The sequence below is a fragment of the Mesorhizobium sp. M0768 genome (assembly GCF_040320195.1).
Taxonomy (GTDB): domain Bacteria; phylum Pseudomonadota; class Alphaproteobacteria; order Rhizobiales; family Rhizobiaceae; genus Mesorhizobium.
The window spans coordinates 218,074-233,794 of sequence record NZ_JAMYPD010000007.1; the positions used below are offsets into that span (position 1 = coordinate 218,074).

Here is a 15,721-nt window from a genome sequence, read left to right on the forward strand (position 1 = left end):
GAAGAGGCTGTAAACGCCGTCATGACCGAGTTCTCGCTCTCCGATCTGGAGAAGATTATTGGCGAACGCGCACGTTCCGGCGATCCGGATTCGTGGACGGCCAAGCTCTTTCAGCGTGGCATGAGCAAGGCAGCGCAGAAACTCGGCGAAGAGGCAGTCGAAACGGTGATCGCAGCCGTCAGCGCCGACCGGGACGCGCTTGTTTCGGAAAGCGCCGATCTCATCTATCATTGGCTTGTCGTTCTCGGCGTAGCGGGCATTCCGCTGAGCGATGTGCTCAACGAGCTTGAACGCCGCACCGGTCGTTCGGGCATCGCCGAAAAGGCGTCTCGGCTGGACCGGGGCTGATCGCTGCGGAGGAACTCGATGGACCAGCTCGCTCCTACCGAGAAGTATTCACCCTATCGTTTCTTCTCGGCCGAGCAATGGTCGCGGTTCCGCGCCGATACGCCGATGACGCTCACCGAGGACGAGGTCCGTCGTCTGCGGTCGCTGAACGATCCGGTCGATCTCCACGAGGTCGAGCGAATCTATCTTTCGATGTCGCGGCTGTTGTCGGCTCATGTCGAAGCCAGTCAACTCCTGTTCAGGCAGCGCCAGGCCTTCTTCAACGCGCTGGACGCGGCCAAGACACCGTTCATCATCGGCATTGCCGGTTCCGTCGCGGTCGGCAAATCGACCACGGCGCGCGTGCTGAAGGAGCTGCTGGCGCGCTGGCCGTCAAGTCCCAAGGTCGACCTAGTCACCACCGATGGTTTCCTGCTGCCGAACGAAGTCCTGCGCCGCAACAACCTGATGGAGCGCAAGGGCTTTCCGGACAGCTACGACGTCGGCGCGCTGCTGCGCTTCCTGTCCGGCATCAAATCGGCGCAGCGCAACGTCCGCGCGCCGGTCTATTCGCACCTGACCTATGACGTCATCCCGGGCGAGTTCCAGACCATCGACCGGCCGGACATCCTGATCTTCGAGGGCATCAACGTCCTGCAGCCGGGCAAGCTGCCGAAGGATGGCAAGATCGTGCCTTTCCTGTCGGATTTCTTCGACTTTGCCATCTACATCGATGCCGAGGAGGCGCTGATCCATCACTGGTATATCGCCCGCTTCATGCGGTTGCGCGAAACCGCCTTCCGCGACCCGGCCTCCTTCTTTCACCGCTATTCGCAACTTTCCGAAGATGCGGCCCGCGCCATCGCCGAGGGCCTGTGGACCAACATCAACCTGAAGAATCTGCGCGAGAATATATTGCCGACCCGCGCCCGAGCCGATCTCATCCTGCGCAAGGGCGCCAACCATCTGGTCGAGGAAGTGGCGCTCAGGAAACTGTGAAATCCCGGGACATTCCTTAAAGTCATCTTAACCCAGTCTTTCTATTGTCGGGCCTGATCTGCGGGCTCGGCAAACAAATGAATGCGCCATTCCTAAACATCGATCGGCCGGCATCTGACCGCATCGCACGTCCGGGCAGCGGCGGCGCAACGATTGCCTTGATCGTGCCTGTCCACAATGAGGAAGGCGCAATTGCTCCATTCCTGAAGGCGGTATGCGAAAGCACCGCGCTGCTGAAGGACAAAGGCGTTGCCCTCGAGTTCATCTTCGTCAACGACGGCAGCAGCGATACGACGCTCGAAAAGCTGATCGAAGCCCAACAAACCGATCCACGCATCCACGTAATCGACCTTTCACGCAATTTCGGCAAGGAAGCCGCGATGACCGCGGGGCTCGACAGCTGCGATGCCGATGCAGCGATCCCGATGGATGTCGATATGCAGGATCCGCCGCATGTCATTCCGCTGCTTGTGGAAAAGTGGCGCGAGGGTTTTGAGGTTGTTCTGGCCAAGCGAGCCAATCGGTCGAGCGACAGCTTTCTCAAGCAGCGCTCCGCCTCGATGTTCTACCGCGTTCACAACTGGATCGCGCAGCAGAAGATCCCGCACGATGTCGGCGACTTCCGTTTGATCGACCGCCAGGTCATCCAGGCGCTGCGGTCTTTGCCCGAACGCCGTCGTTTCATGAAGGGCCTGTTCGCCTGGGTCGGGTTCCGCACCGCAAGCGTCGAATACGTCCGCGATCAGCGCATCGCCGGCCAGTCGAAATTCTCCGGCTGGAAGCTGTGGAACTTCGCGCTCGAAGGCATCACCAGCTTCTCCACCGCTCCGCTTGAAATCTGGACCTATGTCGGCGCGACGATTTCCGCGCTGTCGTTCCTCTACGGCCTGCTGATCGTCGCCAAGACAATGATCTTTGGCGTTGATGTGCCCGGCTACGCCTCCCTGCTGGTCAGTGTTCTTTTCCTTGGCGGCATCCAGTTACTCGGCATCGGCATCATCGGACAATACCTCGGCAGGGTCTACGCCGAGATCAAGCAGCGTCCGATCTATATCGTGCGCCGCAAATATGAGGGAATGAGCTGATGGAGATCGACGCTTACCGACAGATGGCCGCCACCGAAGACGAGCATTGGTGGTTCTGCGGGCGTCGCGCCATCGCCGAGGCGGTCATTCGCAGCATCGGCCTGCCTGAAAACGCGCGCATCGTCGAGATCGGCGCCGGCACCGGCGGCAATATCCGGATGCTGGAGCAGTTCGGCGCGGTGACGGCAGTCGAGATGAGCGACCTCGCGCGCAGGATTGCCTGGGAAAAGACCGGCCGCGACTTCCTCGCCGGACATCTGCCGGACAACATTCCTGTCGCGCCGCAAAGCTGCGATCTCGTCTGCCTGTTCGACGTGCTGGAACATGTCGCCGAAGACGAGGCGTCGCTTGCCGCGATCCGCCAAATGCTGAAACCAGGCGGCAGCGTCGTCCTTACCGTGCCCGCACACCAATGGTTGTGGAGCACGCATGATGTGGGGCTGCATCACATGCGGCGCTATTCACGCAATCTGCTGCGTGAACGAATTGAAAAGGCTGGTTTCACGATCGACCGGCTGAGCTACACAAATGCCGCGCTCTTTCCTGTCGCAGCACTGGCACGACTGGTGGACAGGTTGCGCAGGCCGGCCTTGCCAGCCGGTCATGCCACGCCGCCGAAACCACTGAATGCGGCGATGAAGGCAGTGTTTTCGGCGGAAGGCCGCATCATACCAAATGCAAACCTGCCCTTCGGCGTTTCGCTGCTGGCGGTGTTCCGCAGGGACAGCGCCGTCGAAACCGCTCGCCTCAACGAGAAATTGGCAGCTTGACCGCGTTATGGGCACCGGCTCGTATCGTCGACTATCGCGCTTTGCGCTGATTGGCATTGCGTCGACGCTGATCTACGCCGTTTGCGCTTTCCTGCTGTCGCGTGGACAGGCGACGGCGGCCCTGCCGGCGGCGCTCACATCGTTTGCGGCCTACGCCGTCGCCGCGCTGTTCTCCTACACCGGGCATAAATATTTCACCTTCACCTCGGGCGGCAGCCACGCGATGGAACTGCCCCGCTTCCTCCTGCTCACCGCTTCCGGCCTCGCCGTCGCGATCGCCCTGCCGGCGCTTTTGACCCAGATGCTCGGCATCCCCGCCGCAGTCCCGATCCTGCTTACCTGCATTGCCGTGCCGGTCATCAACTATGTCGTCCTCGGGCGCTGGGTGTTTCGTGGTCTCTAGCGCGCGACCCCTCAATGAACTGCTGCCCGGCGCCAACCGCTTCTCGCCCTTTGCGGGCGTAGCGGGTGCTCCGTTGCTGCTGGCCTGCCTGGTCGTCACATACGCCGTCTGGCTATCCACCGTTGCAATCCCGACCAATGTCGACGTGTCATGGCTTCTGGTCGTCTGCGACCGCCTGCTTGGCGGAGAGCGGCTCAACACCGACATCGTGGAGACGAACCCACCTTTCTCGATCTGGCTCTACATGCCATTCATGCTCCTGGAAAAGCTCACCGGCATACGTGCGGAATTCTGGCTGACGCTTGGCGTCGTTTGCCTGAGCCTGGCCAGTCTTTTCGGTTCCGTCCGTATTCTCGCGCGCGATGAACCGGTCTACCGGCAGCCCCATGCGCTGTGGGCGGCAGCGGCGGCCCTGTTTTTGATCCTGTGTTTCATGCCGGATCAATTCGGCCAACGCGAGCACTTCGCATTGATTGCCATTCTGCCTTGGGTGGCGTTGCAATGCACACGTCAGCGGAACCTGGATTTCAGCGCGGGCTCGCGCCTGGAGCACATGGTCGCGGGTTTCTGCGCGGCGGTCGTGGTCATGGTCAAGCCGCCCTATTTTGTGCTGGCCTTCATGTTGCCGTCGCTCTGTCTTGCGCTTGAAAGGCGGTCGCTGAGACCGCTCTTCGTCGCAGAGAACCTGATGGGCGCTGCGATCGTGGCCGCCTATATCGCGTCCATCGCGCTCTTCGACCGCGCTTACGTCAGCGACGTCCTGCCCTTGGTCAGGGAGGTCTATCTTCCGTTGAGGGCCTCTGCCGCCGATATGCTGGCAAACTGGCCGAAAGTGGTGCTGCTTCTAGCCGCCGCCACCATGCTAGCGGCCGGCGGCCTGAGAAACACGAACTGGGACGTCAGGATTCCGCTCCTGACCGCCCTGGGGTTCATTCCGGCCCTCATCGTCATGGGCAAGGGTTGGCCCAATCACGCGCTGCCGATGGTCGTTGTTGCGACACTTGCATTTGGCATGCAGCTTGTGCGGTTCGGCACATTCGGCAGTGCAGGCATCGTTCGCAAGGCCGCCCTGATCTTCGGCTGCGTGCTGGTGCTGCAAATAGCGGTCAGGGCACAGTACGCGGCGCTGACGACGGATAACGGCCCGATCGCCCGGTCTGTCGCCGCGATCCGCGCAACGGTCGAAACCCCGGCCATCATGTCGATTGCCGACCAGATGCAGGTTGCCCATCCCCTCGCCAGGCTGGTCGGCGGCAGGTTCATATCACGCCATCCGAGCGCCTGGGCGGTCTCCAACGCGGACACGCTCGCCCGCGTCACCGGCGATCTCGAACGGAGACCGGAACTTGAAAGCATCCGCGATCGGGTGATCGGCGAAAACGCCGCCGAGATATCAGCGAAGAAGCCCGATATCGTGCTGTCAGGCTCGCCGGCGTGGACTGCCCTGATGCTGCAGGACAAGCGGATCCAGGTCGCCTTGGCCGACTATCGTCTGCTGCACGCCGAGCCGGAAATCACTGTCTATCTGCGTTACACGGCGCCTGCGCCGCTCCAAACCGATAGAGCAGGAGCCCCCGGAAACCCATGACACGGCTGGATCCAATCGCTCCACTGGACGACATATGGCTCGATCTCGAGAGCCTCGGTGCAACAGCATGAGCGTCTCGAACGACATTGGCGGCTTGAGCCGCTGGCGCGACCGGGATATTGCGGCGCCGCTGCTTCCTAGCCGCAATGTCCTGGCCATTGCCGCAGTCACCGTCTTCTCGATCTTCTGGCAGCGACGTTGGGGGACTGTTCCCGACACTAGCTGGCTGATCACGGTCTGCGAGCGTATGCTGTCCGGTGAGCGGCTCTACTCGCAAATCTACGAGACCAATCCCCCATTCAGCGTCTGGCTCTATCTGCCGCCAGTGGCTGCGGCCAGATGGCTGGGCACCGCGCCGGAAATCCTGGTTGAGGCCTGGACATACCTTGCCGTGCTTATCGGACTTTCGCTCTCGGGCGTGATCGTCAAGCGTGCGAGTTTCACCGAAACTGCATCATTGTTTGCACTGGGGCCAGCGTTTTGCGCAATGTTCGTGGTCTTCCCCGGAAATGCCTTCAGCGAGCGGGAGCATATCGGCATGGCACTTTTCATGCCGCTGCTTGCGCTTCATGCCTGGCGCGCGCGCAGAGACGCAACTGCCCAACCAGACCCCGGGCTCGCCGTACTCGCCGGCCTGTCGGGCAGCATTCTGCTGCTGGTCAAGCCCTACTATGCGATCATGGTGTTGGCGCCGGCGCTGGTCGTTGCAGTGCGCCGGCGCAGTCTGAAATCGATCTTCGCCCTGGAACACTGGGTCATTGGCGGCATCTGCGTTGTCTATCTCAGCACGGTCACGCTGATCCATCCGGAATTTGTGCGCGACATCTATCCCCTCTTGGCGGACGTTTATGCAAAGATCGGCATCTTTTGGCCGATTGTGATCGGCTACGGTTTCTCGTGGTGTTTCCTTGTCTTCCTGATCTGGTGGCTGTGGCCGGCCAGGCGGTTTCCAGAGCTGGCGGCGGTAGCGTTGGCGGCATCGATCGCCGGCATGTTTCCCCTGTTCTACCAAGCCAAAGGCTGGTCTTATCATGCCTATCCCGCGATCTTTTGCGCTGTTGCAGCCATTTTCTGCCTGTCGGCACTGCCCAGGATCGTGCAGCGGCCGTCGAAGCTGTTGACGTTCGTGACGGCTCCTTCGCGAGCTTGGGCATTGGCGGCGGTGGCAATCGCTTTCTTGCCGTACTGGAGCACCCAGAAACCAGGGCCGGCGCTGGTTGCTGCAATTCGCGCCGCCACCGATCGGCCGACCGTAGCGTTGGTCAGTTCGGATATTTCCTCGGGACATCCGTTGAACCGTATGATCGATGGGCAGTTCGTTTCGACCCACGTCAGCGATTGGCTTGGAGCGTTCGCACTTTCCCTGTCCCGGCAGGCAGCTCTCTCGGGTGACACCGCCGAAGCCATGCGTTACCGAGCCATCATGGCGCGCTACGTCGAAAGCAAACGCGAAGAGTTCGTGCGTCTGCGCCCGGATATCGTCGTCTTCAAGAAAAACAACACGATGTGGACAAGCCAACTGATGGGGCATTTTGGCTTTGACGCCATCCTGGCGCACTACCGCATTCTTATCGAGGACGAGACCGAGCGCATCTATCTGCGCGACGATTATGTCCGCCCGGGCCGCCGGCCACCCGAACAGCCTATTTCGGCATCGTCACCCGTCGCAGCGTCAGATTGATGCGGCCGCCACTCCTGAGCAATGCCGAGGTCGACGGGTAGATACGGTCGACGCCGTGAAAGCAGAGCCGCCCTTCGCCGCCAAGCACGACGACGTCGCCGCTCCTCAGCCTGAACGATTTGGTAGCGCCGTCGCGCGTCGTCTGGCCGACCCGGAACAGGCAATCGTCGCCGAGCGACACCGAGACGACAGGCGCGGAGAAATCGCTCTCGTCGCGATCCTGGTGAAGACCCATCTTGGCATCCTGCGAATAGAAATTGACCAGGCAGGCTTCCGGCGGGTGCGCATAGGCAGATACATCCCGCCACAGTTCGAGCAGCATCTCCGGGATCGGCGGCCAAGGCCTTCCGGTCACCGGGTGGGTCGGCTGGTAGCGATAGCCGTGCTCCTTGTCGGTGACCCAGCCCAGCGGACCGCAATTGGTCATGCGCACGCTCATCTCCTTGCCGGTACGCGGCATCGCCGGCACGAACAGCGGCGCGTTCTGCACGATCTGCCTGATATCTTCCACCAGCACTTCCTGCATGGCGCGCGACAGGTAGCCGGGCATATGGCGGACGCCTTTGGGCAGTACGAGCATCGCGTCGCTTAATCCGTTGGTCTGGAGAAATCAGAATGCCACCGTCAAATGAAAACGGCGACCCGAAAGCCGCCTCCGACGGTGGCTGCGCGCTTTAACCGGCGATCTGAGATCGGAAGCCGCTTCGGCTGTCACTCATCCCCGACCCGGCCGCGCAGTTTCTTGATCGAGCCGCGCCCGGCCTTGCTCTTGAGCCGTCTTTCGACCGCGCCTTTGGACGGCCTGGTCTTCTTGCGCGGCGGTGGTGGTGGTTCGGCGGCCTTGGCGACCAGTGCCGTCAGCCGCGCCCGGGCGTCCGCCCGGTTCTGCTCCTGGGTGCGGAAGCGTCCGGCTTCAATGACGATGACGCCGTCCTTGGTGGCGCGCTGGCCGGCAAGCTTGATGGTCCGTTCGCGCACCCGCTCCGACAGGCCAGCCGCATTGGCGGCATCGAAGCGCAATTGCACTGCCGTCGCCACCTTGTTGACGTTCTGGCCGCCCGGGCCGGACGAACGGATGAAGTCCTCGTGCAGGTCGCCCGGATTAATCACCGCATCGTCGGTAATGATGATCTTGTCGTCGGCGTTCATGCCGCACTCATGGCGCGGCAGGCGAAAAAAGAAAAGGCCCGATCGAAGCCGGGCCTTGAAGCATCACCAGGGGCGACGGCTATTCAGCCGCTACCTGCATGCGTGGTGCGGCGCCGAGCACGGTGGCGTCGACATGGGCTTCGAATTTTTCGAAATTGTCGACGAACATGCCGACCAGCCTTGCCGCCTGCCGGTCGTAGGCGGGCTTGTCGATCCAAGTCGATCTAGGGTCGAGAATGGCGCGGTCGACGCCGGCAACCGTCACGGGAACGTCGAAACCGAAATTGGCGTCGGTGCGGAAGTCGGCCGCTTTCAGCGAGCCGTCGAGCGCCGCCGCAAGCAGCGCCCGCGTTGCTTTGATCGGCATTCGCTTGCCGGTGCCGTAGGCGCCGCCGGTCCAGCCGGTGTTGACCAGCCAGCAATCGACGCCGTGGCGGGCGATGAGCTCGCGCAGCAGATTGCCGTATTCCGACGGATGCCGCGGCATGAACGGTGCGCCGAAGCATGTCGAAAATGTCGCTTCGGGTTCCGTAACGCCCTTCTCGGTCCCCGCCACCTTGGCGGTATAGCCGGAGAGGAAATGGTACATGGCCTGCGCCGGGGTCAGCCGCGCGATCGGCGGCATCACACCGAATGCGTCGGCGGTCAGCATGATGATGTTCTTCGGGTGGCTGGCGCGCCCCGTCTTGCTGGCGTTGGGGATGAAGTGGAGCGGATAGGCGCAGCGTGTGTTTTCGGTCAGCCCGCCATCGTCGAAATCCGGCACGCGGCCTGCGTCGAGCGCCACATTCTCCAGCACCGTGCCGAAGCGCTGGGTGGTGGCGAAGATCTCCGGCTCGGCTTCGGCCGAAAGCTTGATCGTCTTGGCATAGCAGCCGCCCTCGAAATTGAAGATGCCGTGCGGTCCCCAGCCATGCTCGTCGTCGCCGACCAGCGTGCGCGACGGGTCGGCCGACAACGTCGTCTTGCCGGTCCCGGAAAGGCCGAAGAAAACGGCCGCGTCGCCGACGGGCCCTTCATTGGCCGAGCAGTGCATCGGCATCACACCTTTTGCCGGCAGCAGATAGTTGAGCACGGTGAACACCGACTTCTTCATCTCGCCGGCATACGAGGTACCGCCGATCAACACGATCATGTGCGAAAGATCGACGGCAATCACCGTTTCGCCGCGCGTGCCGTGGCGGGCGGGATCGGCGCGAAACGACGGCAGGTCGATGATCGTCAAATCGGGCATGAAATGCTCGAGTTCGGCGGCGGCCGGTCGGATGAGCAGATTGCGGATGAACAAGGAGTGCCAGGCAAGCTCCGTGATCACCCTGGTCGGCAGCTTCAGTTCCTCGTCGGCGCCGCCGACCAGGTCCTGCACATAAAGGTCCTTTCCGGCCGCGTGGGCGCGAAAATCGGCAAGCAGCGTATCGAACTGGATCGGCGAAATCGCTTTGTTGTTGTCCCACCATATATGCGGCGCGGTGCTTTCGTCGCGCACCACGAATTTGTCCCTGGGCGAGCGGCCGGTGTGCTGCCCGGTCTCGGCGGCAAGCGCGCCATGCGCGGTGAGTCGGGCCTCGCCACGGCGGATTGCCTCCTCGTAGAGCGCGGCCGCGCCGAAATTATAGCGCACCACGCCCGTGGTTCTCAGGTCGATGCGATCGATTGCACATGCAGGATTGCGTTTGCCGGCTTCCGACATGGGTGTCCCTTCTTCGATTTACCGCGTCTTTACCGGCGAATTCCGGAACCCCCATTGCAGGAGCTAAAAACGTCAAAACCAGAAAAGGCGAATGATATCAAATCATTAATCGATTTAAATATTTTGAAAGTTGTTTAAATCGTTTATATGTGCAAAAACACTGATGGTTGCCCAAAGGATTGGCGATGTTCATTCGTCCAATCCATATCGAGGTACAATTGTAGCCGTCGACATGCCGCGCGTGACAGCGGATACAGCCTGTGCCACATTTTGTACCTAATTTGTCCTGCAAAAGCCCCTTCTCGACGAAAGAAGGGACAGCTCATGAGGGAGCCGCTTGAAATGGCAACAATCGCGCTTGTCGACGACGATCGCAACATTCTGACTTCGGTTTCGATCGCCCTCGAATCCGAGGGTTATCGGGTCGAAACCTACACGGATGGGGCATCGGCGCTGGAGGGACTGGCGGCGCGCCCGCCGAACCTCGCCATCCTTGACATCAAGATGCCGCGCATGGACGGCATGGAGTTGCTGCGCCGGATGCGTCAGAAATCCGACCTGCCAGTAATCTTCCTGACCTCCAAGGACGATGAGATCGATGAACTGTTCGGCCTCAAGATGGGCGCCGACGACTTCATCCGCAAACCCTTCTCGCAGCGTCTTCTGGTGGAGCGCGTCCGCGCCGTGCTGCGCCGCGCCAGCACCCGCGAGGCGGCGGCCAAGGCGCCCAACCAGCAGGCCCGGTCGCTTGAGCGCGGCCAGCTTGTCATGGACCAGGAGCGCCACACCTGCACCTGGAAGGGCGAGCCGGTGACGCTTACCGTCACCGAGTTCCTCATCCTGCATTCGCTGGCACAGCGTCCGGGGGTCGTAAAAAGCCGTGATGCGCTGATGGATTCGGCTTATGATGAGCAGGTCTATGTCGATGACCGCACCATCGACAGTCACATCAAGCGGCTGCGCAAAAAGTTCAAGGCCGTTGATGATGACTTCGAAATGATCGAAACCCTTTACGGAGTCGGATATCGGTTCCGCGAAGCTTGAGTCGAGCGGGAGCTGCTATTCGATGGCAGTGCAAGTAGAGCGAGTGAGACGGTCGGGCGCCGCCAGGCGCCCGCCGCGGATTCTGCCCGCCTTCGTGTCGAAAATTACGGTGCCGATGCGCCGGTTTCTCGGCCATCACATCTTTTCCAGCCTGACGCGGCGTATCCTCTTTCTCAACCTTGCCGGCCTTGCCGTCCTGGTCACCGGCATTCTCTATCTCAATACCTTTCGCGACGGGCTGATCGACGCCCGTGTCGAGAGCCTGATGACTCAAGGCGAGATCATCGCCGGCGCGATCGCCGCCTCGGCGACGGTCGAGACCGATTCGATCAGCATCGATCCGGAGAAGCTGCTCGAGTTGCAGGCCGGCGAAAGCCTCGGCCCGGGCTCCGATCAGCTCGACAACCTCGATTTCCCGATCAATCCGGAACGCGTGGCGCCGGTGCTCAGGCGGTTGATCTCGCCGACGCGCACACGCGCCCGCATTTACGACCGCGACGCCAACCTGCTGCTCGATTCCCGCCATCTCTATTCGCGCGGCCAGATCCTTCGCTACGATTTGCCGCCGGTCGAAGAGGAACAGCCAGACCTTCTGGAGCGCATCCAGAAATTCGTCTTCGATTTCTTCCGCAACAAGCAGCTGCCTGTCTATCGCGAGCAGCCGGGTGGCAACGGCGCCGCGTTTCCGGAAGTGGTCAAGGCGCTTACCGGCAGCCCGTCGACGATCGTGCGGATCTCGGAGCAGGGCGAGCAGATCGTTTCTGTGGCGGTGCCGATCCAGCGCTTCCGTGCCGTTCTCGGCGTGCTGATGCTGTCGACCGAAGGCGGCGACATCGACAAGATCGTCGCGGCCGAGCGCAAGGCGATCCTGCGCGTGTTCGGCATTGCCGCCCTGGTTACCGCCATCCTGTCGATGCTGCTGGCCTCCACCATCGCCAACCCGCTGCGCCGGCTTTCCGCGGCGGCGGTCAGGGTTCGCCGCGGCGTCAAGAACCGCGAGGAAATCCCCGACTTCTCCGACCGCCAGGACGAGATCGGCAATCTGTCGATCGCCGTGCGCGACATGACCAACGCGCTCTACGCCCGCATCGAGGCGATCGAAAGTTTTGCCGCGGATGTCTCGCACGAGTTGAAGAACCCGCTTACCTCGCTGCGCAGCGCGGTGGAGACATTGCCGCTGGCCAGGAACGACAATTCGCGCAGCCGGCTGATGGATATCATCCAGCACGATGTGAGGCGGCTTGACCGTCTCATCACCGATATTTCCGATGCCTCCCGTCTCGATGCCGAGCTGGCGCGGGAAGATGCAGGAACCGTCGACCTCAAGAAGTTCATCACCGATCTGGTCGCCGTCTCGCGCGAGGCCACGCGCAACAAGAAGGCGGTCGAGATCGAATTCAAGGTCGCCAAACTGCCGCAGGGCGTGAAAGGCTACTTCGTCGTCGGTCATGATCTGAGGATCGGCCAGGTGATCACCAACCTGATCGAGAATGCCCGCTCGTTCGTTCCCGAGGAACGTGGCCACATCACCATATCGCTGGCGCGCGCCGGCAAGTTCAACATCGTCACCATCGACGACAATGGACCCGGTATCCGGGCCGATAACATCGACCGCATTTTCGAGCGGTTCTATACCGATCGGCCGGCCGGCGAGGCGTTCGGTCAGAACTCGGGCCTTGGCCTGTCGATATCCAGGCAGATCGTTGAAGCCCATGGCGGCACGCTGAGCGCCGAGAACATCCCGGGCACCAAGCCTGGCGAGATCAAGGGCGCGCGCTTCGTGGTGACGCTGCCGGCGGAAGGCTGACGGATGAATTCCAATCACGCCTGGTCCTATTGTGCAGCCTGAAAATATTCACGGCACCGCGATCCTGATGGGTGATCGCGGCATTCTCATCACCGGACCGTCCGGTTTGGGCAAGACGACGCTGGCGCTCGCCCTGATCGATCATTGCAGCCAGCGTGAGCTGTTTTCCCGGCTGATCGGCGATGACCAGCTCTATGCTGCAGATTGCGACGGGCGGCTGGTCTGCCGCGCACCAGTCAGCATAGCCGGCCTCGTCGAGGTGCCGGGATTCGGCCCCAAACCGATACGGTTCGAGCCAAGCTGCGTGATCGACCTCATTATCCGGCTGGTGCCAGCCGGCAAAATGGCCCGCTTCCAGGAAGACTGCTGCGAACTCGTTGTCGGCGTACCAGTGCCGCGCATCGATCTTGCCGGGCGCAATGTAGCGGCGGCCTTGCCGGCAGTGATGTCGCGCCTGTCAATTGCGCCTTTCCTGTGATCCGATTTCGATTTTTTGCTGCAATGCGTCAAATTGGCTTGGGCCGGCGCAATTTTGGGCTTGTCAACGGGCCTTGCGTCGACAAGATAGCGCTCCCGCCACCTGGAACGGTCGGCGAGCATAAAATGCGCCTGTGAAGCGGCGATGACGGGAGCCACCAAAGAATGATCGGACTCGTGCTTGTAACGCACGGTCAACTGGCCGCCGAGTTCCGCAATGCCGTGGAACATGTCGTTGGGCCACAAGACAATTTCGAGACCGTGGCGATCGGTGCCGACGACGATATGGAACAGCGCCGCCGCGACATTATCGAGGCAGTCGGCCGCGTCGATACGGGATCAGGCGTCATCGTTTTGACCGACATGTTCGGCGGCACGCCCTCTAACCTCGCCATTTCCGTGATGGAATCCGGGCGTATCGAGGTCATTGCCGGCATGAACCTGCCGATGCTGATCAAGCTGTCCAGCGTTCGCAAGGGCGACAACATGACGGCCGCGCTGGATGAGGCGCAGGCTGCCGGCCGCAAATACATCAATGTCGCCAGTCAACTCCTGAGCAGCAAATGAGCGCGCTGTTGCCGGAAAAGGACAAGATCGTTCGCGACTTTCCAATCGTCAACCAGCGCGGCCTGCATGCGCGCGCCTCGGCCAAGTTCGTTCAAATCGCCAGCGGCTTCAACGCCACGGTCCAGGTCGAGAAGGACGGCGTCAAGGTCGGCGGCACCTCGATCATGGGCCTGATGATGCTGGCGGCGAGCCCCGGTTATTCGATACGCGTCACCGCCACCGGCCCGGAGGCCGAAGAGGTCATCGATGCGCTGGAGCAACTGGTTGCTTCCCGTTTCGGCGAGGAGTGCTGACGGCTTCGCCGACGGCACCTGCTACGGCATGTTCGGGCGCAACCTTGCGGCGGTGAAGGAAATCGCATTTTTGCGCGACCGTCGCGTATTTTGTTCTTGCTTTGTGCCGGCAGCTATGCTACTAATTTCGCTATAGTGCCAATTGGCCCCGAAGACCCGCCCGCCGAGGCGGGTTTTTGTTTCCGGCTTTGAAAGTGTTGCCGATCTGAGGTCTGAGGGACGGCCACCTTGGACAGCACCCCTTCTGCGCGCTCTCATGGCCGCCGCCGCTGAAGACATGCACGGATAAAGATTTCTTTATATCCCATTGTCGTCCCACTCCCGATCTGCTAGTCAGGCCGGCAACTCGCGCCCTCCGAAATGCCTTCGGGGCGGGCGCGTCCCGCAATCAATTCGCATCGGAGCACTGCCATGACGGGTAGCAAGGACTATGTGGTCGCTGACATCGCGCTTGCCGGCTGGGGCCGCAAGGAGATCGAGATCGCCGAAACCGAAATGCCCGGCCTGATGGCCTGCCGCGAGGAATTCGGCGACAAGAAGCCGCTCAAGGGCGCGCGCATCACCGGTTCGCTGCACATGACCATCCAGACGGCGGTGCTGATCGAAACGCTGAAAGCGCTCGGCGCCGACATCCGCTGGGCTTCCTGCAATATCTTCTCGACCCAGGACCACGCTGCCGCGGCCATTGCCGAGGCCGGAATTCCGGTGTTTGCCGTCAAGGGCGAGACGCTGGAGGATTATTGGGTCTACACCGACAAGATCTTCCAGTGGGCCGATGGCGGCACCTCCAACATGATCCTCGATGACGGTGGCGATGCCACCATGTACATCCTGATCGGCGCCCGCGCCGAGGCCGGCGAGGATGTGCTGTCCAATCCGGGCAGCGAAGAGGAAGAGATCCTGTTTGCCCAGATCAAGAAGCGCATGCAGGCATCGCCCGGCTTCTTCACCAAGCAGAAGGAAGCGATCCGCGGCGTCACCGAAGAGACGACGACCGGCGTCAACCGGCTCTATCAGTTGCAGAAAAAAGGCCTGCTGCCGTTCCCGGCGATCAACGTCAATGATTCCGTCACCAAGTCGAAATTCGACAACAAATATGGCTGCAAGGAATCGCTTGTCGACGGCATTCGCCGCGGCACCGACACGATGATGGCTGGCAAGGTCGCGGTTGTCTGCGGCTATGGCGACGTCGGCAAGGGCTCGTCGGCTTCGCTCAAGGGCGCCGGCGCCCGCGTCAAGGTCACCGAGGTCGATCCGATCTGCGCGCTGCAGGCGGCGATGGACGGTTTCGAGGTGGTCACGCTCGAAGACGCGGCGCCGACGGCCGACATCGTCATCACCACCACCGGCAACAAGGACGTCGTTACCCTCGACCACATGCGCCTGATGAAGGACATGGTGATCGTCGGCAACATCGGTCACTTCGACAACGAGATCCAGGTGGCCTCGCTGCGCAACCTGAAGTGGACCAACATCAAGCCTCAGGTGGACATGATCACCTTCCCGGACGGCAAGCGGATGATCCTTTTGTCGGAAGGCCGTCTGCTCAACCTCGGCAACGCCACCGGCCATCCGAGCTTCGTCATGTCGGCGTCCTTCACCAATCAGGTGTTGGCCCAGATCGAGCTGTACACCAAGCCCGGTCAGTACGAGAACCAGGTCTATGTCCTGCCGAAGCATCTCGACGAAAAGGTCGCGCGCCTGCATCTCGACAAGCTCGGTGCCCGCCTGACCGAACTGTCCGGCGAACAGGCCGCCTATATCGGCGTCACTCCGCAGGGACCGTTCAAGCCGGAACACTACCGCTATTAACCACGGCGAAACTTGCCACTAGATATTGA

The 15,721-nt window shown here is 61.5% G+C and carries 16 protein-coding genes; 13 read left to right on the forward strand and 3 right to left on the reverse strand.

Going from position 1 to position 15,721, the window contains the following annotated elements; genetic code table 11:
• Positions 1-21 precede the first annotated feature (21 nt).
• From NKI08_RS12590 to NKI08_RS12620, 7 genes are all read left to right on the forward strand, one after another.
• Complete coding sequence (locus NKI08_RS12590) at positions 22-348, forward strand: phosphoribosyl-ATP diphosphatase (RefSeq protein WP_352451663.1); 327 nt, start codon at positions 22-24, stop codon at positions 346-348.
• Positions 349-366: 18 nt separating this feature from the next.
• The gene (gene coaA / locus NKI08_RS12595; RefSeq protein WP_352451662.1) at positions 367-1,326 is read left to right on the forward strand and encodes a type I pantothenate kinase; all 960 of its coding nucleotides are present in this window, start codon (positions 367-369) and stop codon (positions 1,324-1,326) included.
• Positions 1,327-1,403: 77 nt separating this feature from the next.
• A complete protein-coding gene (locus tag NKI08_RS12600) occupies positions 1,404-2,411 on the forward strand; it encodes a glycosyltransferase family 2 protein (protein ID WP_352769595.1) in 1,008 nt (335 codons plus the stop codon).
• Positions 2,411-3,181 (forward strand): class I SAM-dependent methyltransferase, encoded by a 771-nt coding sequence (locus NKI08_RS12605; RefSeq protein ID WP_352769598.1) that lies wholly within the window; start codon positions 2,411-2,413, stop codon positions 3,179-3,181. Before NKI08_RS12600 ends, NKI08_RS12605 begins: the two co-directional genes overlap by 1 nt.
• 7 nt (positions 3,182-3,188) lie before the next feature.
• A complete protein-coding gene (locus tag NKI08_RS12610; RefSeq protein ID WP_352451659.1) occupies positions 3,189-3,584 on the forward strand; it encodes a GtrA family protein in 396 nt (131 codons plus the stop codon).
• The gene (locus tag NKI08_RS12615; protein WP_352769602.1) at positions 3,574-5,172 is read left to right on the forward strand and encodes a hypothetical protein; all 1,599 of its coding nucleotides are present in this window, start codon (positions 3,574-3,576) and stop codon (positions 5,170-5,172) included. Before NKI08_RS12610 ends, NKI08_RS12615 begins: the two co-directional genes overlap by 11 nt.
• Before the next feature lie 67 nt (positions 5,173-5,239).
• Positions 5,240-6,853 carry a hypothetical protein gene (locus NKI08_RS12620; protein WP_352769605.1) on the forward strand — a complete coding sequence of 538 codons (1,614 nt, stop codon included), beginning with the start codon at positions 5,240-5,242 and terminating at the stop codon, positions 6,851-6,853.
• On the opposite strand, the gene NKI08_RS12625 is transcribed toward NKI08_RS12620, so the two are convergent.
• The 3 genes from NKI08_RS12625 to NKI08_RS12635 all read right to left on the reverse strand — a co-directional run bounded on the left by NKI08_RS12625 (position 6,816) and on the right by NKI08_RS12635 (position 9,692).
• Positions 6,816-7,433 (reverse strand): alpha-ketoglutarate-dependent dioxygenase AlkB family protein, encoded by a 618-nt coding sequence (locus tag NKI08_RS12625; protein ID WP_352769608.1) that lies wholly within the window; start codon positions 7,431-7,433, stop codon positions 6,816-6,818. The genes NKI08_RS12620 and NKI08_RS12625 overlap by 38 nt on opposite strands.
• A 131-nt stretch (positions 7,434-7,564) precedes the next feature.
• Complete coding sequence (arfB, locus tag NKI08_RS12630; protein ID WP_023677545.1) at positions 7,565-8,002, reverse strand: alternative ribosome rescue aminoacyl-tRNA hydrolase ArfB; 438 nt, start codon at positions 8,000-8,002, stop codon at positions 7,565-7,567.
• A 79-nt stretch (positions 8,003-8,081) separates the two neighbouring features.
• Complete coding sequence (locus NKI08_RS12635; protein WP_352539988.1) at positions 8,082-9,692, reverse strand: phosphoenolpyruvate carboxykinase; 1,611 nt, start codon at positions 9,690-9,692, stop codon at positions 8,082-8,084.
• 342 nt (positions 9,693-10,034) lie between these two features.
• Here NKI08_RS12635 and NKI08_RS12640 point away from each other — a divergent pair, with 342 nt between their 5' ends.
• The 6 genes from NKI08_RS12640 to ahcY all read left to right on the forward strand — a co-directional run bounded on the left by NKI08_RS12640 (position 10,035) and on the right by ahcY (position 15,692).
• Entirely contained in the window at positions 10,035-10,736 is a 702-nt protein-coding gene (locus NKI08_RS12640; protein ID WP_023677547.1) for a response regulator transcription factor, read from the forward strand.
• 22 nt (positions 10,737-10,758) lie between these two features.
• A complete protein-coding gene (locus NKI08_RS12645) occupies positions 10,759-12,543 on the forward strand; it encodes a sensor histidine kinase (protein WP_023677548.1) in 1,785 nt (594 codons plus the stop codon).
• A gap of 31 nt (positions 12,544-12,574) precedes the next feature.
• Complete coding sequence (locus NKI08_RS12650; RefSeq protein ID WP_352769611.1) at positions 12,575-13,021, forward strand: HPr kinase/phosphorylase; 447 nt, start codon at positions 12,575-12,577, stop codon at positions 13,019-13,021.
• 164 nt (positions 13,022-13,185) lie between these two features.
• Positions 13,186-13,587: a PTS sugar transporter subunit IIA gene (locus NKI08_RS12655; RefSeq protein WP_023677550.1), complete on the forward strand. Its 402-nt coding sequence runs from the start codon at positions 13,186-13,188 to the stop codon at positions 13,585-13,587.
• The gene (locus NKI08_RS12660; protein ID WP_023677551.1) at positions 13,584-13,880 is read left to right on the forward strand and encodes an HPr family phosphocarrier protein; all 297 of its coding nucleotides are present in this window, start codon (positions 13,584-13,586) and stop codon (positions 13,878-13,880) included. The genes NKI08_RS12655 and NKI08_RS12660 overlap by 4 nt, the downstream gene beginning before the upstream one ends.
• Before the next feature lie 411 nt (positions 13,881-14,291).
• On the forward strand, positions 14,292-15,692 hold the full coding sequence (ahcY, locus tag NKI08_RS12665) for an adenosylhomocysteinase (protein WP_023677552.1): 1,401 nt from the start codon (positions 14,292-14,294) through the stop codon (positions 15,690-15,692).
• Positions 15,693-15,721: the final 29 nt, after the last annotated feature.